Source organism: Paenibacillus gallinarum (assembly GCF_014836635.1).
In the GTDB taxonomy this organism is placed as follows: Bacteria; Bacillota; Bacilli; order Paenibacillales; family Paenibacillaceae; genus Paenibacillus; species Paenibacillus gallinarum.
In genome coordinates, this window is record NZ_JACSQL010000001.1 from 461,522 (window position 1) to 483,960 (window position 22,439).

Genomic DNA, 22,439 nt, shown 5'->3' on the forward strand with positions numbered 1-22,439 from the left:
CAGTAATATTCATTTCATGTCATATTATATTTAATCTGCTTAACGAAAAGGCAGCTGCATGGCCCGTAACACGGACCCGTTACTGAAGATGCACTCTGGAGGGAAATGCATGATAGAACTTAACGATTTGAAATTAAAAGTACTTAATTTGTTAAAAGAAGACGCGAGAAGAACCCCGGCACTCCTTGCTACTTTACTTGGGACTTCGGAAGACGAAATCAAGAAAGCGGTATCGGAACTTGAGAAAGACAATGTAATCGTGAAGTATGCGACCGTTGTGAACTGGGAAAAAGTCGATGATGAGAAAGTAACTGCCTTAATTGAAGTTCAAATTAGTCCTGAACGTGGTCGTGGTTTTGAAGGGATTGCAGAGCGTATTTATTTGTATCCACAAGTGAAATCCGTGTACCTTATGTCAGGAGCGTATGACCTTCTGGTTGAGATTGAAGGACGTAATTTGCGTGAAGTTGCTAATTTTGTATCCGAAAGACTTTCTACGATCGATTCTGTATTGTCGACCAAGACAAACTTTATTCTTAAAAAATATAAACAAGACGGCATCATTTTTGAGCCACATCAAGAAGATAAACGGCTCCCTATTTCGCCATAAAAGGAAGTATGAGAGATGATAGTTAACCAAGATAAAAAAGATAATAAATCCGGTTCGAAATCGATGAGTTCTTATCTAAACCCAGGGGCTCAGCAAATACCTCCGTCAGGGATCCGTAAGTTTTTTGACCTCGTTGGTCCTAACAAAGGGATTATTTCTCTTGGCGTAGGGGAGCCTGATTTTATTACCCCATGGCATATGCGTGAAGCTTCTGTATACTCGCTTGAACGCGGGTTTACGAGCTATACGTCGAACGCCGGTATGATTGAACTTCGAGAAGCGATCAGTGATTACCTGGAACGGGGATTTCATACCCCATACGATCCTGAAGATGAAATTCTCGTTACCGTAGGTGGAAGTGAAGCTATTGACCTGGCATTACGTGCACTGATCGTGGCGGGCGATGAAATTTTGGTTCCTGAGCCTTGTTATGTAGCCTATTCGCCTATTATTGCGCTTGGCGGCGGCGTTCCCGTAGGTGTAGAAACGGTAGCAGAAAATAATTTTAAGCTGACACCAGAAGCTCTTGAAGCAAAAATCACACCTAAATCCAAAGTGCTTATTCTCTGTTATCCAAGCAATCCAACAGGGGCAATCATGACATATGAAGATTGGCTACCCATTGCTGAAATCGTAGAGAAACATGATCTTATCGTTATTTCGGATGAAATCTATGCAGAACTTACATATAACCAAAAGCATGTAAGTTTTCCTTCGATCCCTGGGATGCGAGACAGAACCATCCTGGTAAGCGGGTTCTCTAAGGCATTTGCAATGACAGGTTGGAGAATTGGTTACATGTGCGGAAACTCTGATCTGATTTCAGCAATGCTTAAAATTCATCAGTATACGGTAATGTGTGCTCCTTCTATGGGGCAAGTTGCCGCTTTGGAAGCTTTGCGTAATGGATTAGAGGAAAAGGATCGAATGGTGGAGTCGTACAATCAGCGCCGCCGATTAATTGTTCAAGGGTTCCGGGATATTGGACTTGATTGCCACGAACCCCAAGGTGCTTTCTATGCATTTCCAAGTATACGCAAAACAGGACTTACCTCAGAAGAATTTGCCCACAAGTTGTTAACGGAAGGCAAGGTTGCAACGGTTCCAGGCGGTGTATTTGGTTCCGGCGGAGAAGGCTATCTACGCTGTTCTTATGCGACTTCTCTTACTCAATTAAATGAAGCTCTAGAAAGAATCGGGAATTTTGTTTATAAACTCGAACAAGTGGGTAAATAAAAATATATAATGTTGGTTGCCACTTGGTATAAATAAAACTAAAATGTAAACAATTCAACTATTTCCGTAAATTGTAACAATTGGTACTTGGGTTTATTCGTTTTTATGCTATAATCTGTAAGGATATAGATTTCTAGGGAGGGATTTACCTTGTTTTGTGCCGACTATGACTTGCCGACATACCGAGGTCAATATGCTGTGGATAGCGATAGCAGCACCTCTTGGCTTACAAACTCGGAGAAAGCATCATCACGCAATCTTTCCTTGGAAGATGAAATCCATATCCTGCGCAGCAAGATGGAAAGAATCTTTTTGGAAGAGAAGTCTTTTACTTCAGACATAGTGATCGAAATCAGCAGCTTGCTTGATTTAAAGATCAATGAATATATGAAGACCTATCCTAAGAAAGCATAAAAGCGTGAGCTCATTTTACAGGAGAAGACCCTTTTGAGGGTCTTCTTTTTTTGTGAAGCAGTATTGTGATATGATGTGAAATAAGGGAAAAAGGAGGAATCATTAAAGTGGATAACAGAAGCAGATGGGCTATAGTTGCATTATTATTCATGGTAATACTCACGGCTTGCGGCAAAGAGGAAGATACGGCGTTCCAGATTTTTATGACAGATGATCAAGGCAGTATCGTCGGCATTGAAGATGAACTTCAATCTAAGTTACAAGAAAAGTTTGGGGACAGAGTAACGATAGAAGTCATTTCAAGTCCGATCTATAATCAACAAAAGATTCTGCTTGAGTACGTTGGAAAAGCGAATGATCTGATGATTATGCCAGAAAACGATATGAAATCGTATGGTAGACAAGGTTCACATATTGCACTTGAAGATGCTTTTAACCCGGAAACCTATAGTCGTGGTTTTTTTGAGGGCGGTACATATGAGATTGACGAAAATGGAGATATGTCTAAAGATATGGTAACAGGTGATCATTTGTTTGGGATTCCACTTGATGAAATGACGATATTTAAAGAGTTGAATTATCCAGCAAAAAATTTGTTCGCGACCATCCCGGTTTCCACATCTGATATTGCATTAGCAAAAGAAGTTCTTAAGTTTATGACGGAATCGAATTAATTTATAATGAACGGACAAAGTGATATACCAGTAGGAGGGGGGCTGAGGGATGCTCATTATGGTAACAGGGGGAGTAAGCAGCGGTAAAACCCAGTTTGCACTATCCTATGCCTCAACACTTGCACGGGAAGGCATTTATATTACAGATGAAGATGCAAAACCTTTGCCCGAAAAAATGAGAGCCCCGTCCAAACTGCGCAGAGTACATACCTCTTCTCACCAGTCACTTCCGGATACACTTGATCACATCAACAGGGAATCTAACTTGTTCCGTGCTGATCATCGAATTGTTGTTATTGATAGTTTGACCAGCTGGATGATTAGTGAATGGAAAAACTGTTGGAATAGTGCGGATCAAGCTCGTATTATAGCAAGGTTGGAGCAATTAAAGGAAGTTGTTTTTTCTTATCAGGGATTACTTCTGATTATTACTAACGAAATGCAGGGAAGTTTTCATCCTTCTGAGGAGGAAAAACAATTCATTTCTTCAATGGCTGAGATGAATCGTATGATTGCAGTCAGAAGCGACCAGGTGTTTCAGCTCACTTCAGGCATTGCAAGCGAGATCAGCAGGAACAAAATCAGATATTAATTGGAGGGTATAATGAAGATATATACTAAATCAGGTGATAAAGGCCAGACTTCGGTGATCGGTGCAAGAGTACCAAAAGACGATGACCGGGTCGAGGCTTATGGCACTATTGATGAACTAAATAGTTTTGTCGGTCAAGCCATCAGTATCATAACGACTGAAGAGAAGTTTGCGGATTTGAAAGAAGAACTGGGGATAATTCAGCAGGAGTTATTCGATTGTGGATCTGATCTTGCTTTTGTCAAATTGGAGGAAGGGAATTATAAAGTGTCTGGTGATATGGCAGAACGTTTAGAACAGTGGATTGATCTTCATCAAGCTGAAAATCCGCAAATTGAACGTTTTATTATTCCGGGAGGATGTGCCTTATCTTCCGCACTTCATGTGTGCCGTACGGTAAGCCGAAGAGCAGAACGCCGGGTAGTAACGCTTGGGTCTCACACTGAAATTAATCCTAGCGTCAGGCTGTATATGAATCGTCTGTCGGATTACTTCTTTGTTATCGCCCGTACGGCAAATGTTCGTTCCGGCGTTCCTGATGTAGAATATCTTCGCAGCAAAAAGGTGTTTCGAAGCAAATGATGTCTTACTATGATCCAATTGTATATGTTGTTCTTCCAGAAGATGAAGGGATGCTTCTAAAAACGATTTTGCAAAAAAGATTAGGAGTTTCCCGCAAGTTAATGTCCAGAGTGAAAATGACCGAATGTGGAATTCAATTAAATGGTCAGCGCGTCTATATCAGTGAGAAAGTAAAGGGCGGAGACCGAATCGAACTTCGAATGGAAAAGGAGACTTCGGAAGATATTTTACCGGAGCCTATTCCCTTTGACATCATATATGAGGATAATCATCTACTCATTGTGAATAAACCTGCCGGAATGATTGTACATCCAACCAGTGGTCACTATACGGGAACACTTGCCAATGGAGTGGTACATTATTGGCAGGAAAAAGGTGAACAGGTGCGTTTTAGACCTGTCCACAGGCTGGATCAAGACACATCTGGGGTTCTGTGTATAGCTAAGAATCCATATGTACATCAGCACATTTCCGAGCAAATGATACAGGGAGCGGTAGATAAGTATTATACAGCGATCGTGCATGGGTATCCTGAACCGGCAGAAGGGATTATTGACGGACCTATTGACCGCGATCCATTAGAGCCGCATCGCCGGATCGTTACACCGGATGGTTATCCAGCTCGCACATTGTATCATATAGTGGAACGTTATCCACATGGCAGCATGGTGCAAATAAAGCTCGAGAGTGGACGAACCCATCAAATCAGGGTTCATATGAGTTCGATCGGTTGTCCGCTAATGGGGGATACTTTTTATGGTGTCGATCAGCTCACACATGCAAAATTTAACCGTGAACAGGCACGACTAACGGATACATGGATGAATAGACAAGCTTTGCATGCCAGTAAGCTTTCTTTCACTCATCCACTTTCAGGGGAAAGAGTGACGTTTACTGCCGATTTACCAGCAGATATGGCACAGTTAAAAGCACAACTTGAAGAAGTGCAGGGTTAACAAAAATAATAACAAAACAGCTATCGATTCAGGAGGAACGTAGTATATGAGTCAATTAACCGTATATCAATATGCGAAATGCGGCACTTGCCGTAAGGCAGTAAAATGGCTGGAGTCAGCTGGACATGAGCTAACACAAATTCCAATTTTTGAAGAGCCGCCTACTGTAGATGAGCTAGCATCACTTGTTGAGAACAGTGGACTAGAATTGAAAAAGTTCTTCAACACAAGTGGAGAAGTTTATAAAGAAATGAATCTTAAGGATCAGTTGAAAGAAATGAGTAGAGAAGAACAGTTACAACTGTTGTCCTCTAATGGCAGACTGATTAAACGCCCGATTGTGACGGACGGAAGCAAGGTAACCGTTGGTTTCAAAGAAGAACAATTTCAAGAAACATGGGGTTGACCAGATCAACCCTTTTTAGAAGCGTGACTTTGGTATGCTTTCCATTGTTTTATCCCCAAACCTAGTGTAGCCTGTGCTATAATACAGGTATTATAAATATAGGTATGGAATAGAACAGGAGCGTTATCATAAGTGAGTAATGAAACAAAAGAACAACAATCGGTATTGATCGTCGACGGTATGGCCGTCCTATTTCGCGCGTATTTTGCCACAGCTGCAGGTGGATATATCCGTCGTACGAAGGATGGACTGGCCACGAATGCAGTATATGGTTTTATTCGTTATTTTTGGGATGCAGTTCAGACGTTTAACCCGACACATGTAGTATGTTGCTGGGATTTAGGTGGAGGAACTTTCCGAGGCGAGCATTATGCGGCATATAAGGGAAATCGTCCGGAAGCGCCGGAAGATTTGATTCCTCAGTTTACCATGATTAAAGAAGTAATGGAAAGCCTCGGTATTCCAAACATTAGTGCTCCGGGTTATGAAGCTGATGATTGTATTGGTACGTTAAGTCGTTTATACAGCGAAGAACTTGATATGAATGTGATGATTCTGTCTGGGGATCACGATCTTCTTCAGCTAGTGAACGATCGTACTAGTGTGATTATAATGAAAAAAGGGCACGGTAATTATAAAGTATACACTCCTGATTCCTTATATGAGGAGAAGGGGCTGCGTCCTCGTCAAATCATTGATATGAAGGGTCTTATGGGGGATGCAAGTGATAATTATCCAGGCGTTCGGGGGATTGGCGAAAAAACAGCGATGAAGCTTGTTCAAGAGTATGAATCTATTGAAGGGATTCTTGAACATCTGGATGAACTTAGTCCTTCTATTCGCAAGAAGATTGAGAATGACATGGATATGTTACATCTATCTCGCAAACTGGCTGAGATCCATCTGGAAGTTCCCGTTGCTTGTTCTCTTGAAAGCTGTGTTCTAAGTTTAGATCATCACCAAGTTATCGCGAAATTCGAAGAACTTGAAATGAAAAGTTTGTGCTCACTAATCGGGGTTGCGATTAGTTAAAGATAGAATAAAAGATACGGAAGATTACTTTCCGTATCTTTTTTGTGTTTTTGGCATTGACCTAAAACCGATTTCGGGGGATTATTAAATAATGCCGGATGCGAACCTTATAAAGCGATGATAGAACTTCTTGGTACCTAGAAAAAGTGGAGGCGTTACCATTGAATGATATAGAGTCAGTTTCATATCAGATCGTATCTCTAAACGTTGGAACCAAGAAACGGATGAAAAGCGGCAGGCAAGAATTTTATTCGGCCATCGATAAACATCCTGTTTCAGATCGTATATTCCTATCAAAAACAGGGTTTGCCCGTGATGAACAGGCCGATCTGATACACCATGGAGGCGTAGATAAGGCAGTGAGTGTATTCGACTATCTTGCCTATCCTTCGTACGAAGTTTTTTTGGGACAAAACTTGCTGCCAGGCGCGTTTGGCGAGAATATTACGGTATCCGGCTGCAGTGAGCAGGACACATATATCGGTGATATATGGAAGCTTGGAGAAGCAATAGTACAAGTGAGTCAGCCGCGCGAACCTTGTTTTAAACTAGGTGTGAAACACAATGCTAAGGAGCTTCCTTTGAAGTTTCAAACGACTGGGATTACAGGGTACTATTTTCGAGTACTAGAAGAAGGATATGTATCAGCTGAGAGTGAGCTTATTCTGTGTTCGCGAGCAGCTAACAGTGTAAGTGTAATGGAAGCAAACTACATTATGCATCAGAATAAAGATGATCTTCATGCGATACATAAGCTTCTTTCTGTGGATTCTCTATCAGCGAGCTGGAAATCCACACTGACCAAAAGAATGGAAAAGCGGAAACTCAACTAGAATGATTCGAAAGGGTGTTAATGTGCGAGTATTAGGTGCTATTGAAGCTGGTGGAACAAAGTTTGTATGCGGGATCGGTAATGAACGAGGTGAAATTTTTGAAAGAGTTAGTTTTCCGACGACAACCCCTGAAGAAACGATGGCCCAAGTTGTTGCTTTTTTTGAAGGCAAGAAATTCGATGCATTTGGTGTAGGCTCCTTCGGGCCAATCGATCCGATTAAGAATAGTCCTACATATGGACATATTACAACAACACCTAAACCGTTCTGGGGCGGTTATGACATGATTGGCAAGCTAAAAGAACATTTTGATGTACCTATGAATTTTGATACGGATGTAAATGGAGCTGCACTTGGTGAGTATACTTGGGGTGCTGCAAAGGGATTAGACAGCTGTATTTACATCACTGTCGGTACAGGAATCGGAGCAGGAGCCGTTGTTGGAGGACAACTGGTTCATGGTCTATCTCATCCGGAAATGGGACATATCAGTGTAAGACGCCATCCGAATGATACCTTTGAAGGCTTCTGTCCATTTCATGGTGATTGTCTTGAAGGGATGGCAGCCGGGCCTGCGATACTTAAACGCTGGGGAAAAGCTGGCGTGGAACTACCGACCGATCATCCTGCTTGGGAGATGGAAGCTTATTATTTGGCTCAAGCTTTGGTCAATTATGTACTTATTCTTTCGCCGCAAAAAATTATTATGGGTGGCGGTGTAATGAAGCAGGAGCAATTGTTCCCTGAGATTAGACGCCAGTTGAAGTCACTCTTAGGAGGATATGTACAACATTCGAGTATTACCCAGCACATCGATCAGTATGTAGTTTATCCGGAACTCGGAGACAATGCTGGTATTTGCGGTTCACTCGCTCTTGCCAAGCTAGCTTTAGAAGAACAATAAAATTAAGATTGAAATTATTAACATTTATGGTATAGTATTTGGTAACAGAACAGCGCGGAGTTACATGAGGAAGCACCTCTCTCACATGAATATGTGAGAGAGGTGCTTTTTTGCGTGTTACTTTTGTACTGCCTGATTTTGAGAGGAGGCTGGCAACAATGAAAATTGTATTTATGGTTCAATTATCTGTAACATCAGAGCAAAACGGGGCAAAGTATGCACAATTATGGATAGGGGAAGAAGAAGACTTGTGGCAACTTGGCTGGAGCAGTATGAATATGGACAAAGAACAGGTGGATATCTGGTATGAAGGCAGTTCTTGGAATGAGATGATGCATATCTATCGTTTTCAGCTGGCAATCAAGATGAGTGAAGGCTACAGACCGCTTATTGAGGGTATATTTCATGAATCCGAAGAGACGAAACAAAGGAATCAGCATACGCAGAAACTGCAATGTTATAGCGAACTTTATGGTCGTGAAGAATTATATCAAGCTTTATGTGTGTGGCGGAGAAAAAAAGCATCAACCGAGCGCAAAGCACCTTATTTTATTGCAAGTAATCGATTGCTTCGGATGATTAGTACCTTTGTACCTCATACCTTGGAAGAATTGCGAGAATTACCTGGTGTAGGCGAGAATAAGTTGACCGAATATGGTCAGGAGTTGCTGGATATCACCACAAAAGAAACGAGAGAGCATGGTTTTCCACTAAATTGGGTATCTACAGTGCTCACGGAAGAAGAATATGAGTCTTGGAATTATAGACAAAAAGAGCAGAAGTATAAACAGGAGCTGGATAAATTTAATCTAAAAAAATCAGTTCTAACCGCTATAGCAAGCAGCCAGTCTCTTGATGACATCAGTGCACTTACGGGTCTGAACCGCAGAGAACTAGTTGATTTTCTGGAGGAACTTGAAAAGAGTGGTTATGATACAGAGATGCTGATCGCGAAAGAACTGACGTGGATGACGGATGATGAGCAGGAGCTGATCTGGAATGCTTATGATGAGCTAGGGACAAGCTTTTTAAAGCCAATACTACACCAAGTATATGGTGAAGATCCTGCAGGAGCGGGACCACTTGATCAATTGTATGAGCGGCTGCGTATGGTTCGTATTCGTTACCGAAGACAGACCGAAACAAGCAAACAGGTTGGATAAAAGGAGGAAGGTCACACTACATAACTTCCGTATGTAACTCATATCTATGATGTGAAAAGGCAAAGTCTAGATTATATATAAAAGGTTCCTCCACATAGATGAAGGAACCTTTTAATAAATGATATTTACATGAAGATTTGATGAAGAAAGGATGAAAATATATTCGTTACAAAACTCTAAATCCAATCTTTTTTACGGAAAATGAGGTACATCGTGATCCCAAGCGCTGCTATAATCCCAATGACTATAAAATATGAATATTGATAATCTAGCTCAGGCATATTCTTGAAATTCATTCCATAGATCCCGGTAATCAGTGTCAGCGGCATAAATACGGTCGTTATGGCCGTAAACACACGCATGATTTCATTGGCCCGGTTGGAAATACTGGACTGATAAGCTTCTCGTAAGTTACCCATCAAATCTCGATAAGTATCAAATGTTTCTGATATTTTTACCGCGTTCTCATAGATATCACTAAAGTATTTTTGCAATTGATCATCAATGAGACGCAGATCCTTTTTATTGAGTGTATTAATGACTTCTTTTTGAGGTCCGAGCCCCTTTTTGAGCCATAAAATCTCACTTCTGAGACCTATAATTTCATTCAGATGACTTTTCTTTGTATGCATTAAAATATCTTCTTCCAGCTTTTCAATTCTTGCTTCAAGCCGGTCACCTACAGTGAAATAGTTATCTACAATGGAATCAATGAGCAGATATAAGAAACGATCGGGCGAATTTACTTCCTGTTCCCAAAGGATCGGTTTCAGTGTCCGAAGTTCATTTACTTTCTGTTTCGTTACCGTAATAATATAATGTCTTCCTAAGAAAACGTTGACCGCACGTAAAAATATTTCCTCGTCATCAAAACGTATACTATTTACCACGATAAAATAATGACTTTCATAGATTTCGAGCTTCGGACGTTGTTCCTCATCACTCAAACAGTCTTCTACAGCAAGATCATGCATGTGAAATAAAGGTTGAAGAATTGCGAGATCGTCGACATCCGCATCAATCCAATAAAATCCTTCTTCAGGTGGAGTCAGTGTATCTTCAATATGATCAAGCGAAGTAAAAACTCCTTGGTTAACATATCTAATCTTCATTTGAACCACTCCTTAAGTAAACTCCCGGAATTTAAGCGGGACAAGCTGAATAACTAAGGAATGTGAACATCAGTGCCGACAAAGGGTACGAAGAGGGCAGACATCAGGAATTACGCGTCCCGTTAGCCGGCAAGCTGATGGTACATCCTATGCTGTTATAATCATTCGGCTGCCAGTCAGGCCTCGGGTCGCCGTCCATTTTTGTCACCCCATTATGTTTAAATTGACACTGATTCTTAGTATAACGTGCTATTTTTCAGCAATCAAGATAAATGTTTATGGCATATCTTATGTCCGGATTTTCATAGAGGTGACTGTTTCCAAAGAATGTTAGAAATCCAGTTCTTGACGGATTCATACCTCTTGCTATAGAGTAATGGTAACAATTAGTGAATTATTTTTATTTTAAAAAATTGAATACAGCGAAATCTTATCAAGAGTGGTGGAGGGACTGGCCCTTAGAAACCACAGCAACCGGCGAGCAATCGCACGGTGCTAATTCTTGCTATTCATGTTTTATGCCGGATGTGGCCTAAAACAAGAATTGAGAGATGAGAGAGGAGCATTACCGTATACGGATCGACGGCCTTTCTCAAGTGTAATGAGATAGGCCGTTTTTTGTTTATCTTCCGTGGGAATAAGTTCGCTTCCTTACTAACCTCTCACTCTATTATCCAACAAAAATGTTTTTAAGGAGGAATACCCTTGCCCATTAAAATCCCTGATACTTTACCAGCTAAAGAAATTCTCGCAGGTGAGAATATTTTTGTTATGGATGAGTCGCATGCTTTCAAACAGGACATTCGTCCTTTACGTATCGGCATTCTTAATTTGATGCCTACGAAAGAGACGACGGAGACCCAGTTACTCCGGCTCATTGGCAATACGCCCCTTCAAGTGGATGTGATTCTAATTCATCCAAAATCACATGTTTCGAAGAATACGTCGCAAGAATATCTCGATATGTTTTATAAAACGTTTGATGAAGTAAAAGATTTGCGATTTGATGGACTAATCATCACGGGAGCCCCAGTAGAACAGATGGAATTTGAAGAAGTGACGTATTGGGAAGAAATCCAACAGATTTTCAACTGGTCCAAAACGAATGTGACTTCTACGATGCATATCTGTTGGGCTTCACAAGCAGGCCTTTATCACCATTTTAATGTACCCAAAGTGGCACTTGCTGAAAAATGTTTCGGCGTGTTTCCACACACGTTAGGTAAATCTCATGTAAAACTTCTTCGAGGATTTGATGAGTTATTCCTTGCTCCGCATTCTCGTCATACTGAAGTACGCCGAGAAGATATAGAGAAAGTGGCTGGGCTTGATATTTTATCAGAGTCTGAAGAAGCCGGAGTATATATTGTGGCAAGTGAGGATGGCAAGCAGATTTTTGTGACTGGGCATTCCGAATATGATCCGTTATCCTTAAAATGGGAATATGATCGAGATAAGGCGAGAGGTTTAGATGTTAAATTGCCTAACAATTATTTCCCGAATGATGATCCTAGCAAGGTGCCGTTGTCCAGCTGGAGAGCGCATGCAAACTTATTGTTCTCCAACTGGCTCAACTATTATGTTTACCAAGCAACACCCTATGACCTTGAAACACAAAACTAGTCTTTATCTATAAGGGGGACATCAAGTTATGGAAAACAAGCTGAAGTTAGAAAGTAAGCTCGCACAAATAGGATCAGTTAAAGAACCTGTAACTGGAGCGGTTAACTTTCCAATCTATCAATCGACTGCATTTAGACATCCTGAACTGGGAAAAAGCACGGGATTTGATTACATACGTACGACAAACCCAACTCGAAAAGTGCTGGAAGAAGCTGCAGCTGAACTGGAATCAGGAGACGCAGGTTTTGCCTGCAGCTCTGGTATGGCAGCCATCATGACGATCTTCGCTAAGTTTGGGCAAGGGGACCATCTGATCATTTCACTTGATCTATATGGAGGGACATATCGTCTGGTGGAGCGAATCCTTGCTAAGAATGGAATTACAGCAAGTTATGTAGATACGAATGATTTAGATGCACTAGATAATGTGCGCCAGGATAATACAAAAGCGATCTTCATCGAAACTCCGACGAATCCGCTGATGATGATTACAGATATTGAAAAAGTCTGTACATGGGCTAGAAAATACGGGATTTTGTCCATCGTAGATAATACACTGCTTACTCCTTTCTTCCAGCGGCCGCTTGAACTTGGAGCGGATATTGTTATGCACAGTGCTACCAAATATTTGGGTGGACATAACGACGTGCTAGCGGGTCTTATTGTAACGAAAGGAAAAGAAATTTCCGAAGAGATTGCTTTTCTCCATAACTCGATTGGGGCTGTGTTATCTCCAAGCGATAGTTACCAGTTAATGCGGGGAATGAAGACACTTGCGCTTCGCATGGAACGCCACGAATTGAATGCAACGAAGGTAGCTGAGTTTTTGCTGTCACATGAACTGATTACAGATGTATATTACCCTGCCCTGCAGGATCACCCATCTTATGAAGTCCAAAAACGACAGTCCAGTGGAAATACAGGCATCCTGTCTTTTAAAGTGAAAGACGCTCGTTATGTGGAGCCGATCCTAAGACATATCAAACTGATTGCCTTTGCAGAAAGTTTGGGCGGGGTAGAGTCACTGATGACGTACCCTGTGGTGCAGACTCATGCGGATATTCCAGTGGAGATTCGTAATGCAGTAGGACTTGATGATCGTTTGCTGCGATTCTCTGTTGGAATTGAACATATTGATGATATTATTCAAGACTTAGATGCTGCATTTCACGAGGCAGCTTTAGAGCTGGAAGGAAGTGTTGTTCGTGGCTAATAAAAAAGAAGACCAGCATAACGATTATAAATTCGATACCAAATTGCTGCATTTTGGAGCAGAGATAGATGAGACAACCGGCGCATCCAGTGTGCCTATATATCAAGCATCCACGTTCCACCATCATGATATTTTTTCGCCGCCAACGCATGATTACAGCCGTTCAGGCAATCCAACTCGGCAGGCGCTCGAAGATTATATCGCTCTTCTAGAGGGAGGAGTACGTGGTTTTGCTTATTCTTCGGGAATGGCTGCGATTTCAAGTTCTCTTATGATTCTGTCTGCAGGTGATCATATTATCGCCACAGAAGATGTGTACGGCGGAACATATCGCTTGCTAAGCAGTATTCTTACGCGGATGAATATTGAGACTACGTTCGTAGATATGACGGATCTAGCAAACGTAAAAGCCGCTTACCGTCCAAATACAAAAGCCGTATATATGGAAACACCATCAAATCCGACACTGCGTATTACCGATGTAGCAGGCATTACCGAATGGGCGAAGGAAAAGGGCCTTCTGACGCTGCTTGATAATACGTTCATGACACCTTATTACCAAAAGCCGATTGAGCAAGGAGTAGATATTGTACTCCATAGTGCCACTAAATTCCTTGGTGGACACAGCGATGTACTTGCGGGGCTTGCTGTAGCAAGAACAGAAGCGATTGGCGCGCAGCTTAAGCAACTTCAAAATGGACTTGGCACGGTACTTGGCGCGCAAGAATCCTGGCTGCTCATGAGAGGAATGAAGACGCTTGGTGCTCGTATGGCTCATTCCGAGATCAGTGCGACGAAACTTGCAGCGTGGCTTATGAGTCGCTCTGACATTCCTGCTGTATACTATCCAGGACTACTTCATCACCCAGGACGAGAAGTGCACGAGAAACAGTCTACTGGCTACGGTGCAGTGGTATCATTTGATGTAGGTTCAGGAGACCGAGCGAAAGCCGTCCTCAATAAAGTTCGCTTGCCTCTTGTTGCCGTAAGTCTGGGTTCAGTTGAGAGTATCTTGTCCTATCCTGCAATGATGTCTCATGCAGCGATGCCGAAAGACTTTAGATTAGAGCGAGGAATAACGGATGGTTTGCTTCGTTTTTCCGTAGGACTTGAAGATATTGATGATTTAATTGCCGATTTAGATCAGGCATTATCTAACACATAGTACAAGATTTTCATTCTCAAAAGAAGCATGCTAGCATTAGGTGCTTCTTTTCACATGTATCATATGTTACGATATATAAGACAATATTTGATATTATTGTTACATTTCTAACGATAAGGGAGGCTGCCGTATGAGTGCGGTGAACCATATCTTAAATAAAGCGTTGAACGGAGAGCGTCTGAATGTAGAAGATGCTATTGCTTTGTTTGAATCTGATGAAGTTGAAAAAATCGGTGAAGCAGCTAACGTTATTATGAAGCGAATGCATCCCGAACCAATCACCACTTTTGTAATTGGCAGAAATATTAACTACACGAATGTGTGTGACGTATACTGTCGTTTTTGTGCGTTCTATCGCAGACCAGGCTCTGATGAAGGTTATGTTTTACCGGATGAGCTCATTTTCCAAAAGATCAAAGAAACGGAAGAAGTAGGCGGAACTGAAATTCTGATGCAGGGTGGTACCAATCCGAATTTACCATTCAGCTACTACACTGATTTGCTTCGCGGTATTAAGGAACGATTCCCTAATATTACGATGCATTCTTTCTCACCAGCCGAGATTATGAAGATGAAAGAAGTGTCGGACGGACTTTCTCTAGAAGAAGTGGTGCGTCAAATTCATGAAGCTGGACTTGATTCGCTTCCAGGTGGGGGCGCTGAGATCCTCGATGATCGGACTCGCCGCAAAATTAGTCGTCAAAAAGGCTCATGGCGTGACTGGATGGACGTGATGCAAACCGCGCACCGTATTGGTATGAATACAACAGCTACGATGGTTATTGGTTTTGGTGAAACGATGGAAGAGAGAGCTTTACATTTACAACGTGTACGTGATGCTCAAGATGAATGTATTCAGAACGGATATGATTCGGAAGGATTCCTTGCGTTTATTCCGTGGACGTTCCAGCCAGACAACACAAACCTTAAAAAAGAGCGTCAAACACCAGAAGCTTACCTAAAAACAGTAGCAATTAGTCGTTTGTTCCTCGATAATATCAAGAATATTCAGTCTTCATGGGTAACGATGGGGCCTGAGGTAGGTAAACTTTCGCTTAGATATGGATGTAATGACTTCGGCAGTACGATGATTGAAGAGAATGTAGTATCTGCTGCGGGTGCAACCCATAAAGTCAATATTCATTCTATTCTGGATCTGATTCGTGAAACAGGCAATATTCCTGCTCAGCGAAATACAAAATACGAAATTCTTCGTGTTTTTGATGAATCGGATCATGCGGTTGTGAATGATTTTGTTATGCAGAACTAATTTTCCTTATATAAAATAAAGCGTACAAGCATAGCTGCTATGCTTGTAGTAAATAGGAAAAACCCTTTGACTTCAAAGTCAAAGGGTTTTTTTATAACCGATTCATATCCCTATCGAATAAAATGCTAGCATGTGGATCGATAGAACGAACGATATATTTGATTCGGCGGGATTCAAATAGATGTATTTTGTAATACAGTACAGGTAGTGTTCCCCATGGCTCGGAGCCATGAGTTATCTCTTCTAGCCTGTCTTCAGATGCTTCAGGATCACGGTGTAACCGAGTCTTAATGGATTGTTCAATCCGCTCTGTCTCGGCACTAACAATACATATCTTGCGATTAAAGGTGTATCCTCTTAAAGAAAAGTGAACACCTTCAAAAGCAATCAGATAGGCGACAATGGAATACATCGCTTGCTGTGTACCGAGTGTAATTCCGGCAGTGGTAAGCACAACCAAGTTCACAACCATAATAACTCGTTCTAATCGATATTTAGATCGATTATTATTGGTGTGATCCATCGGCTGGATCGCCAGTGTATCAAGCGTCCCACCTTCATATAATACCATCCCAATTCCGATTCCGAGGAACAATCCACCGCAAGCCGCAGCAAGCAGTGGATGTTCAATAAGAGCAGGAAAGGAATGAAGCATGAGAGAGCTAAGTGAAAGAACAACTAACCCAAGAACCGTTAGGATTGCATATTGCCGCTGGACTCTTTTGTAAGAAAGAAGTATAAAGGGCAAGTTAAACAAAAATAAGAAGAGTCCTAATCGCATCTCGGTTTGATAGGCGAACATGGCTGAAATTCCTGTTACACCGCCGATGATTAATTGATTTGGATGTAAAAATAACTCAAGCCCAATAGAAGCAAGAATTCCCCCAAGAATAACAAATAGTAATTTCTTTATCCATATTCGATAGGATAATTTGGCTGATGAGGAAAGAACGGAGTGTGGAGATTGATTCATCTTTGTTCCTCCTTTTCCTACATATTTGCGAACCCTTTATTCATTATCTATAGGTTTTTCTTTTAACACCTTAGGATTTGGTTTTTTCTTGTTATCTTCAAATTTAAATATTTTATTAATTCCACGGTAGATATGTTTTGATTCTTTCGTAAGCAGAGGTCCTAAGATCGCCAAAATCAAAACGTATATAGCAGCGAAAGGCTGGATAATCATCATCAGTCCGCCAGCTTGAGCCATGTTCGCGAGAATGATAGAAAATTCACCGCGGGATACGATGGTAAGACCGATATTCGAAGAGGCTTTCGTCGAAAGTCCTGCTGTTCGTCCCGCAAGCATGCCGGCTACGAAGTTACCAATTAGAGTAACAACGACAGCAATTAGAGCCAGCCAAACGGCTTCTCCACCAAGCGACAAAGGATCAATAGATAATCCGAAGCTGAAGAAGAAGATAGCACCAAAGAAATCTTTAAATGGTAGAATCAAATGTTCGATACGCTTCGCGTGAGTTGTTTCTGCAAGAACCAGTCCCACGAGAAGAGCACCGATTGCTTCAGCAACGTGAATCGTTTCAGAGAACCCTGCTACGAGGAATAAAGAACCAAAGATAACGAGGCCAAACAACTCATTATTACGAATATTAAGCAATTTATTGAGCAAAGGAACTAGTTTGCGTCCTACAATAATGACTGCGAGCATATAACCAAGTGCAATGAGTGCACTTAAAATGACACCGCCGACCGAAGAGGAATCACTGAGAACAAGTCCTGAAAGAATAGAAATGTATACAGCAAGGAATACATCTTCAAACATAATAATTCCAAGAATCATTTCTGTTTCAGGATTAGCGGTTCTTTTCAGATCAACTAATACTTTCGCTACAATGGCACTAGACGAAATTGTCGTAATCCCTGCAATAACTAGTACTTCTGCGATCGGAAAGCCTGACATAAATCCTAGCAAAAGTCCAAGCGTAAAGTTAATGCCTAAATATATACTTCCACCAACTACAATCGATTTTCCTGATTTAATTAATCGTCCAACTGAGAATTCAAGTCCTAGATAGAAGAGCAAGAAGAGCACACCTATACGACCAAGGAATGAAATGAAGGGCTCGCTCTCAATAAAACGAAAATCAAGATGCCATATCTGTGCGGCATGCGGTCCTACTGCCATACCAATCAAAATGTAGAAAGGGATGACAGAAAAGCGCAATTTTGAAGAAATCAGTCCGGCTGCCGCGATTAGTGCAATTGCCAAACCGACTTCAAGTACTAAATGATCCATCGGTTCACCAACTTCCATCCTTTAAGATTTGTTTTAATTTTTGTTGCTGATGTCTTTCTCCGACCGCGACTACTGTCGAGTCAGCTGTAATCTGGACATCAGGACCAGGGCTTACATGTTTGTTTTTGTTATTTTTATCGACTACGGCAATAATCGTTGCTCCTGAGTTCTGACGGATATCCAGTTCACCAATGGATTTACCGACACAACTGTAATTTGCATCAATTTTGTACCATTCGATTATAAGATCATCGAGCGTCATTTCCATACGCTCCAGTTGTTTTGGTTTGTAAGTCATCCCACCCACGATCGCTGCAAGCTGTCTTGCTTCGTAGTCTTCTAGCGTAATCATTGAAATGCTTTGTTCCGGGTCACTATATTCAAAGTGATACATTTCACGTCTTCCGTCGTCATGAATCACGATAATAACTTTGTCACCACTGCTTGTTGTCGCTTGAAATTTACGTCCGATTCCAGGCAGGTCTGTTTCACGAATTTCCATATTGATTAAATCCCCCTAAAGTTTGTTTATAGCCATGATGCTTTCATAGCAGAGCACATAAAGTGTTTACAATTCGTTTTCTATATGCACTTACAAACGTAGAGGTAAACTTAACGGGTTTAAGATAAAGCCGGCGCTTTACATTGTCATAAAACACCTTGAAAGGCGGCTCGGTCATCGGAACCCGAAAGATCATCAGAATGGACAGTATCGTAAAGAGGTATTGCAAAGGGTTGACGGCAATTAACTTCTGGGGCGACATCGATTTTCGGATCATTGCTTTGGGGTGATTATTACCCGAAAAATCCAACGGTTCCATCGTTGATTCATCAACTAAAATAGAATGTGACCCTGCAGTCGTTTTACCGAGGATGGGGATTTGATAAGAAAAAATCACAAATAGACATAGAAAAATCAGTAAGAAACGCTGAATCCAATTCTCTTTTTTCATCCCATCCCCCTCTCTGCAAGATACTGTTACTAAAATAATAACACAAATTTGTTCGGACTCCAAATTCGTTTTTCTTCTTACTATCCTGAGAATACATGACATTCTTTCCATTAAGCCGCTTCGTATATCCCCTTCGACCGGACCATATAATATTTAGAGAAGGGAGTGGGTCTTGTGGAATTGTTCGCGGTATGGACAGAAGTAAACAGCCAATCAGCAGAAGATTGCTTTTATCGTTTCATTAAAAATAAAACAAAAGGATTACATATAAGCAAACAAGGCTTTCGATTTTCTTATCGGAAACATGACGGAAAGGCAGCATGGATATGTAAAGGAACAGAAAGTCACCCCGGTTTTAAGGAAGGTTTACCTCGGATGTATCAGATTATGGCTGCAGGTATAGCTGATTACATCCTTGATCAAAAAGAAGAGGAGCAGCTCGACCAGATCCTGAAGCGTGAATGTGTAAATATGGATTCTGAGGAACTTTCGCGGGTCAAAATCATATGTGAACCGCTGCTGAGATCAAGATTCGAAACGGAGCAGGGGACGAGAGAACGAAGACATGCCAAGCTAACTGAAGGGCTTATACAAGGGATGAAAGAAATACCTACAATTCATCTTGATGGAGTACTACGATTTCGGATGCAGAGTTATAAGAAAGAACTTCATGAAATTGTGGAATATGCATTGGATGAATTTTATATGGATCGACAGTATGAGGAGTTTATGAGTCTTTTGAAATATTTTGTTTATTTCCAGGAGACGAAGGTGCCTCTCGTGCATGTCGTGCATAAAGATCAACACGAATTTGTGTTGTATGATGAGTTCATGCGGCCTATGGTTTTGCCACCAGATGAAAGTGTCATTATGGAGATGCCAGGTATAGAACTTGAAATGGAAGTCGAAGATATGATTATCAGCCGGCTTATCTCCATTTCTCCCAAGAAAATGAAACTGCATACGCAGACTCAAGATTTTCCGGTCATTCGATCCATTACACAGATTTTTGAAGATCGAGTGGAAATTTGCCATAACTGCAGACATTGCCGTAAGGTGAAAGAAACAGGGCAGCTGACGCTTGACGAAGAGGAATCTTTGGAATTATAATAACTGGTATTAAAAGCAATGACAAAGACATGAGCCGTAGAAACTGGGCCGTACAGAGAGAAGAAACTCGGCTGTAATTTCTTCCGGATTCCAACTGCGACTTACCCCTTTGTAGCTGTGGTTTAGAACGCTTGCATTTATGCAGACAAGTAAGAACCGCCGGATTCATGCCCGTTATCTTGCATGCTTCAATGAGGGTTGTCCTACTATGTACAGTGGTGCATGATAAGAGACAACTGAATTAGGGTGGAACCACGAGTATAACACTCGTCCCTTTGCCGGGACGGGTGTTTTTTGCGTCTGCAATAAACATAGCATCGTTCCCCGGCATCCAAAAGGATAAAGGAGGAAATAACAATGTCAGTAAGTATTAAATTACCAGATGGTTCTGTTCGCGAATACGAGAATGGAGCTAGTATCCTTGATGTGGCTGCTTCCATTAGCAGCGGACTCAAAAAAAATGCACTTGCAGGTAAAATGGATGGGATTGTTGTAGATCTTTCCACACCGCTTCGTGAAGGTGCACTCGTTGAAATTGTAACTTATGATTCACCTGAAGGGCTTGAGGTACTTCGCCATAGTACAGCGCATTTGCTGGCGCAAGCCGTAAAACGTCTGTTTGGCAACAAAGAAGTCTTTTTGGGTGTAGGCCCCGTGATCGAAGACGGATTCTATTATGATATGGATCTTGAACATGCACTGAATCCGGAAGATCTGCAAAAGATCGAGAAAGAAATGGAACGCATCGTAAATGAGAACCTTCCTATTGTACGTAAAGAAGTGAGCAGAGAAGAAGCAATTCGAATTTTCGAAGAAGTTCAAGATCCTTATAAACTCGAGCTCATTCGTGACTTGCCGGAAGACAGCATTATTTCCATCTATGAGCAAGGCGAATTTTTCGACCTTTGCCGTGGACCGCATGTTCCATCAACTGGAAAAATCAAAGTGTTTAAGCTGATGAACGTAGCCGGCGCATACTGGCGCGGAGACAGCAAGAATAAAATGCTTCAACGTGTATACGGAACTGCATTTGCGAAAAAGGCACAACTGGACGAACATCTTCATTACTTGGAAGAAGCTAAAAAACGTGATCACCGTAAGCTGGGTAAAGAACTTAACATGTTTACTTTTTCTCAGCTGGTCGGCCAAGGACTTCCTATTTGGCTTCCAAATGGAGCAAAACTTCGTCGTACCCTGGAACGTTACATTGTAGACCTTGAAGAAAGCCTTGGTTATAAACATGTATATACTCCTGTTCTAGGAAATGTAGAATTGTACAAAACTTCTGGACATTTAGAGCACTATGAAGAAGATATGTTCCCACGTATGGTACTTGATAATGAAGAACTTGTGCTTCGTCCAATGAACTGTCCTCACCATATGATGGTATATAAGAGTGAAATGCACAGCTATCGCGATTTGCCGGTTCGTATTGCTGAGCTTGGAATGCAGCACCGTTATGAAATGTCAGGAGCACTGACAGGTTTACATCGTGTTCGTGCGATGACTCTAAACGATTCTCATATTTTCTGCCGTCCAGATCAGATCAAAGAAGAGTTTTCTCGTGTTATTGAGCTGATTATGATTGCTTATAAAGACTTTGGTATTCACGACTACCGCTTCCGTCTTTCTTATCGTGATCCTCAGGATACTGAGAAATACTTCCCGAATGATGAGATGTGGGAAATGTCGCAACGCATGTTGAAGGAAGTAGTAGAAAGTCTGGATATGCCGTTCTATGAAGCTGAAGGGGAAGCTGCTTTCTATGGTCCTAAACTTGATGTTCAGGTAAAAACTGCACTGGGTAAAGAAGAAACATTGTCTACTGTTCAGCTCGACTTCTTACTACCAGAGCGTTTTGAATTGGAGTATGTAGGAGACGATGGACAAAAACACCGTCCAGTTGTTATCCACCGCGGTATTTTGGGAACTATGGAACGTTTCACTGCATTCTTGCTTGAGAATTATGCAGGTAATTTGCCACTGTGGCTCTCTCCAGTTCAAGCAAAAGTGATCCCTGTATCGGTTCATTTTGAAAAGTATGCTCGTGAAGTGGAAGAGCAGCTTAGACGCGGCGGTATCACAGTAGAAGCAGATCTGCGTAATGAGAAACTCGGCTATAAAATCCGTGAAGCTCAGCTGGAGAAAATTCCTTATATGTTCATCGTAGGGGAAAATGAAATGAATGACGGCAGTGTCTCCATCCGTAAACGTGGTGAAGGAGATTTAGGAGCTAAACCTTTGGATGAGGTAGTACAAATGCTACAAGAAGAAATTCGTACGCACCAAGTCTAAATGTATTGAGATAGACCCGGATGAATAGATCGTGTGTTT

23 protein-coding genes, 1 riboswitch and 1 other annotated feature are annotated in these 22,439 nt (G+C 41.5%); of the genes, 18 read left to right on the forward strand and 5 right to left on the reverse strand.

All coding sequences use genetic code 11. The features are described from left to right. Positions 1–109 precede the first annotated feature (109 nt). The 12 genes from H9647_RS02270 (at position 110) to H9647_RS02325 (ending at position 9,402) form a co-directional block, all read left to right on the forward strand. On the forward strand, positions 110–610 hold the full coding sequence (locus tag H9647_RS02270) for an Lrp/AsnC family transcriptional regulator (protein WP_191797801.1): 501 nt from the start codon (positions 110–112) through the stop codon (positions 608–610). Positions 611–625: 15 nt separating this feature from the next. Then, on the forward strand, positions 626–1,846 hold the full coding sequence (locus tag H9647_RS02275; RefSeq protein ID WP_191797802.1) for an aminotransferase class I/II-fold pyridoxal phosphate-dependent enzyme: 1,221 nt from the start codon (positions 626–628) through the stop codon (positions 1,844–1,846). A gap of 198 nt (positions 1,847–2,044) precedes the next feature. Then, positions 2,045–2,260, forward strand: a complete 216-nt coding sequence (locus H9647_RS02280) for an aspartyl-phosphate phosphatase Spo0E family protein (protein WP_318245258.1) — start codon at positions 2,045–2,047, stop codon at positions 2,258–2,260. A gap of 107 nt (positions 2,261–2,367) precedes the next feature. Further along, positions 2,368–2,934, forward strand: a complete 567-nt coding sequence (locus tag H9647_RS02285; protein ID WP_191797806.1) for a hypothetical protein — start codon at positions 2,368–2,370, stop codon at positions 2,932–2,934. A 49-nt stretch (positions 2,935–2,983) separates the two neighbouring features. Further along, positions 2,984–3,526 (forward strand): bifunctional adenosylcobinamide kinase/adenosylcobinamide-phosphate guanylyltransferase, encoded by a 543-nt coding sequence (locus H9647_RS02290; RefSeq protein WP_191797808.1) that lies wholly within the window; start codon positions 2,984–2,986, stop codon positions 3,524–3,526. Positions 3,527–3,538: 12 nt separating this feature from the next. Further along, positions 3,539–4,108, forward strand: a complete 570-nt coding sequence (locus tag H9647_RS02295) for a cob(I)yrinic acid a,c-diamide adenosyltransferase (RefSeq protein ID WP_191797810.1) — start codon at positions 3,539–3,541, stop codon at positions 4,106–4,108. Continuing rightward, complete coding sequence (locus H9647_RS02300; RefSeq protein ID WP_191797813.1) at positions 4,105–5,064, forward strand: RluA family pseudouridine synthase; 960 nt, start codon at positions 4,105–4,107, stop codon at positions 5,062–5,064. The genes H9647_RS02295 and H9647_RS02300 overlap by 4 nt, the downstream gene beginning before the upstream one ends. A gap of 46 nt (positions 5,065–5,110) precedes the next feature. Further along, positions 5,111–5,470, forward strand: coding sequence for an arsenate reductase family protein (locus H9647_RS02305; RefSeq protein WP_191797815.1), 360 nt, complete (start codon positions 5,111–5,113; stop codon positions 5,468–5,470). Between the two features lie 132 nt (positions 5,471–5,602). Then, complete coding sequence (locus H9647_RS02310; RefSeq protein WP_318245245.1) at positions 5,603–6,502, forward strand: 5'-3' exonuclease; 900 nt, start codon at positions 5,603–5,605, stop codon at positions 6,500–6,502. 161 nt (positions 6,503–6,663) lie between these two features. After that, complete coding sequence (locus H9647_RS02315) at positions 6,664–7,335, forward strand: MOSC domain-containing protein (protein ID WP_225229003.1); 672 nt, start codon at positions 6,664–6,666, stop codon at positions 7,333–7,335. A gap of 22 nt (positions 7,336–7,357) precedes the next feature. Continuing rightward, entirely contained in the window at positions 7,358–8,239 is an 882-nt protein-coding gene (locus tag H9647_RS02320) for an ROK family protein (RefSeq protein WP_404822577.1), read from the forward strand. Positions 8,240–8,397: 158 nt separating this feature from the next. Further along, positions 8,398–9,402, forward strand: coding sequence for an HRDC domain-containing protein (locus tag H9647_RS02325; RefSeq protein WP_191797819.1), 1,005 nt, complete (start codon positions 8,398–8,400; stop codon positions 9,400–9,402). A gap of 176 nt (positions 9,403–9,578) precedes the next feature. Here H9647_RS02325 and corA read toward each other — a convergent pair whose 3' ends face one another. Next, positions 9,579–10,514 carry a magnesium/cobalt transporter CorA gene (gene corA, locus H9647_RS02330; RefSeq protein WP_191797821.1) on the reverse strand — a complete coding sequence of 312 codons (936 nt, stop codon included), beginning with the start codon at positions 10,512–10,514 and terminating at the stop codon, positions 9,579–9,581. A gap of 427 nt (positions 10,515–10,941) precedes the next feature. Beyond that, a riboswitch (SAM riboswitch) is annotated at positions 10,942–11,072 on the forward strand. Between the two features lie 147 nt (positions 11,073–11,219). Here corA and metA point away from each other — a divergent pair. The 4 genes from metA (at position 11,220) to mqnC (ending at position 15,785) form a co-directional block, all read left to right on the forward strand. Next, positions 11,220–12,137: a homoserine O-acetyltransferase MetA gene (gene metA / locus H9647_RS02335; protein ID WP_191797823.1), complete on the forward strand. Its 918-nt coding sequence runs from the start codon at positions 11,220–11,222 to the stop codon at positions 12,135–12,137. 28 nt (positions 12,138–12,165) lie between these two features. Continuing rightward, positions 12,166–13,350 (forward strand): aminotransferase class I/II-fold pyridoxal phosphate-dependent enzyme, encoded by a 1,185-nt coding sequence (locus H9647_RS02340; protein ID WP_191797825.1) that lies wholly within the window; start codon positions 12,166–12,168, stop codon positions 13,348–13,350. Further along, the gene (locus tag H9647_RS02345) at positions 13,343–14,515 is read left to right on the forward strand and encodes an aminotransferase class I/II-fold pyridoxal phosphate-dependent enzyme (RefSeq protein ID WP_318245246.1); all 1,173 of its coding nucleotides are present in this window, start codon (positions 13,343–13,345) and stop codon (positions 14,513–14,515) included. Before H9647_RS02340 ends, H9647_RS02345 begins: the two co-directional genes overlap by 8 nt. A 130-nt stretch (positions 14,516–14,645) precedes the next feature. After that, positions 14,646–15,785 (forward strand): cyclic dehypoxanthinyl futalosine synthase, encoded by a 1,140-nt coding sequence (gene mqnC / locus H9647_RS02350; RefSeq protein ID WP_191797830.1) that lies wholly within the window; start codon positions 14,646–14,648, stop codon positions 15,783–15,785. Between the two features lie 91 nt (positions 15,786–15,876). On the opposite strand, the gene H9647_RS02355 is transcribed toward mqnC, so the two are convergent. The 4 genes from H9647_RS02355 to H9647_RS02370 are packed head-to-tail and all read right to left on the reverse strand — an operon-like array spanning position 15,877 to position 18,995. Then, the gene (locus H9647_RS02355) at positions 15,877–16,758 is read right to left on the reverse strand and encodes a YitT family protein (RefSeq protein WP_191797832.1); all 882 of its coding nucleotides are present in this window, start codon (positions 16,756–16,758) and stop codon (positions 15,877–15,879) included. A gap of 36 nt (positions 16,759–16,794) precedes the next feature. Next, entirely contained in the window at positions 16,795–18,042 is a 1,248-nt protein-coding gene (locus tag H9647_RS02360; RefSeq protein ID WP_191798620.1) for a cation:proton antiporter, read from the reverse strand. Between the two features lie 4 nt (positions 18,043–18,046). Then, the gene (locus H9647_RS02365; RefSeq protein ID WP_191797834.1) at positions 18,047–18,544 is read right to left on the reverse strand and encodes a cation:proton antiporter regulatory subunit; all 498 of its coding nucleotides are present in this window, start codon (positions 18,542–18,544) and stop codon (positions 18,047–18,049) included. Positions 18,545–18,587: 43 nt separating this feature from the next. Beyond that, a complete protein-coding gene (locus H9647_RS02370) occupies positions 18,588–18,995 on the reverse strand; it encodes a hypothetical protein (protein WP_191797836.1) in 408 nt (135 codons plus the stop codon). A gap of 174 nt (positions 18,996–19,169) precedes the next feature. On the opposite strand from H9647_RS02370, the gene H9647_RS02375 reads away from it, so the two are divergent. Beyond that, on the forward strand, positions 19,170–20,105 hold the full coding sequence (locus H9647_RS02375) for a putative sporulation protein YtxC (protein ID WP_191797838.1): 936 nt from the start codon (positions 19,170–19,172) through the stop codon (positions 20,103–20,105). 9 nt (positions 20,106–20,114) lie between these two features. Next, positions 20,115–20,383 (forward strand) — a binding site (T-box leader). A gap of 79 nt (positions 20,384–20,462) precedes the next feature. Next, positions 20,463–22,400, forward strand: a complete 1,938-nt coding sequence (gene thrS, locus H9647_RS02380; protein ID WP_191797840.1) for a threonine--tRNA ligase — start codon at positions 20,463–20,465, stop codon at positions 22,398–22,400. Positions 22,401–22,439: the final 39 nt, after the last annotated feature.

Bases quoted from the DNA above. Each gene is read 5' to 3' on its own strand.
- H9647_RS02325 (WP_191797819.1), top strand. From the start codon at position 8,398: ATGAAAATTGTATTTATGGTTCAATTATCTGTAACATCAGAGCAAAAC.
- H9647_RS02365 (WP_191797834.1), bottom strand. From the start codon at position 18,544: ATGGAAATTCGTGAAACAGACCTGCCTGGAATCGGACGTAAATTTCAA.
- H9647_RS02340 (WP_191797825.1), top strand. From the start codon at position 12,166: ATGGAAAACAAGCTGAAGTTAGAAAGTAAGCTCGCACAAATAGGATCA.
- H9647_RS02275 (WP_191797802.1), top strand. From the start codon at position 626: ATGATAGTTAACCAAGATAAAAAAGATAATAAATCCGGTTCGAAATCG.
- H9647_RS02270 (WP_191797801.1), top strand. From the start codon at position 110: ATGATAGAACTTAACGATTTGAAATTAAAAGTACTTAATTTGTTAAAA.
- thrS (WP_191797840.1), top strand. From the start codon at position 20,463: ATGTCAGTAAGTATTAAATTACCAGATGGTTCTGTTCGCGAATACGAG.
- mqnC (WP_191797830.1), top strand. From the start codon at position 14,646: ATGAGTGCGGTGAACCATATCTTAAATAAAGCGTTGAACGGAGAGCGT.
- H9647_RS02295 (WP_191797810.1), top strand. From the start codon at position 3,539: ATGAAGATATATACTAAATCAGGTGATAAAGGCCAGACTTCGGTGATC.
- corA (WP_191797821.1), bottom strand. From the start codon at position 10,514: ATGAAGATTAGATATGTTAACCAAGGAGTTTTTACTTCGCTTGATCAT.
- H9647_RS02370 (WP_191797836.1), bottom strand. From the start codon at position 18,995: ATGAAAAAAGAGAATTGGATTCAGCGTTTCTTACTGATTTTTCTATGT.
- H9647_RS02300 (WP_191797813.1), top strand. From the start codon at position 4,105: ATGATGTCTTACTATGATCCAATTGTATATGTTGTTCTTCCAGAAGAT.
- H9647_RS02290 (WP_191797808.1), top strand. From the start codon at position 2,984: ATGCTCATTATGGTAACAGGGGGAGTAAGCAGCGGTAAAACCCAGTTT.
- H9647_RS02355 (WP_191797832.1), bottom strand. From the start codon at position 16,758: ATGAATCAATCTCCACACTCCGTTCTTTCCTCATCAGCCAAATTATCC.
- H9647_RS02305 (WP_191797815.1), top strand. From the start codon at position 5,111: ATGAGTCAATTAACCGTATATCAATATGCGAAATGCGGCACTTGCCGT.
- H9647_RS02360 (WP_191798620.1), bottom strand. From the start codon at position 18,042: ATGGATCATTTAGTACTTGAAGTCGGTTTGGCAATTGCACTAATCGCG.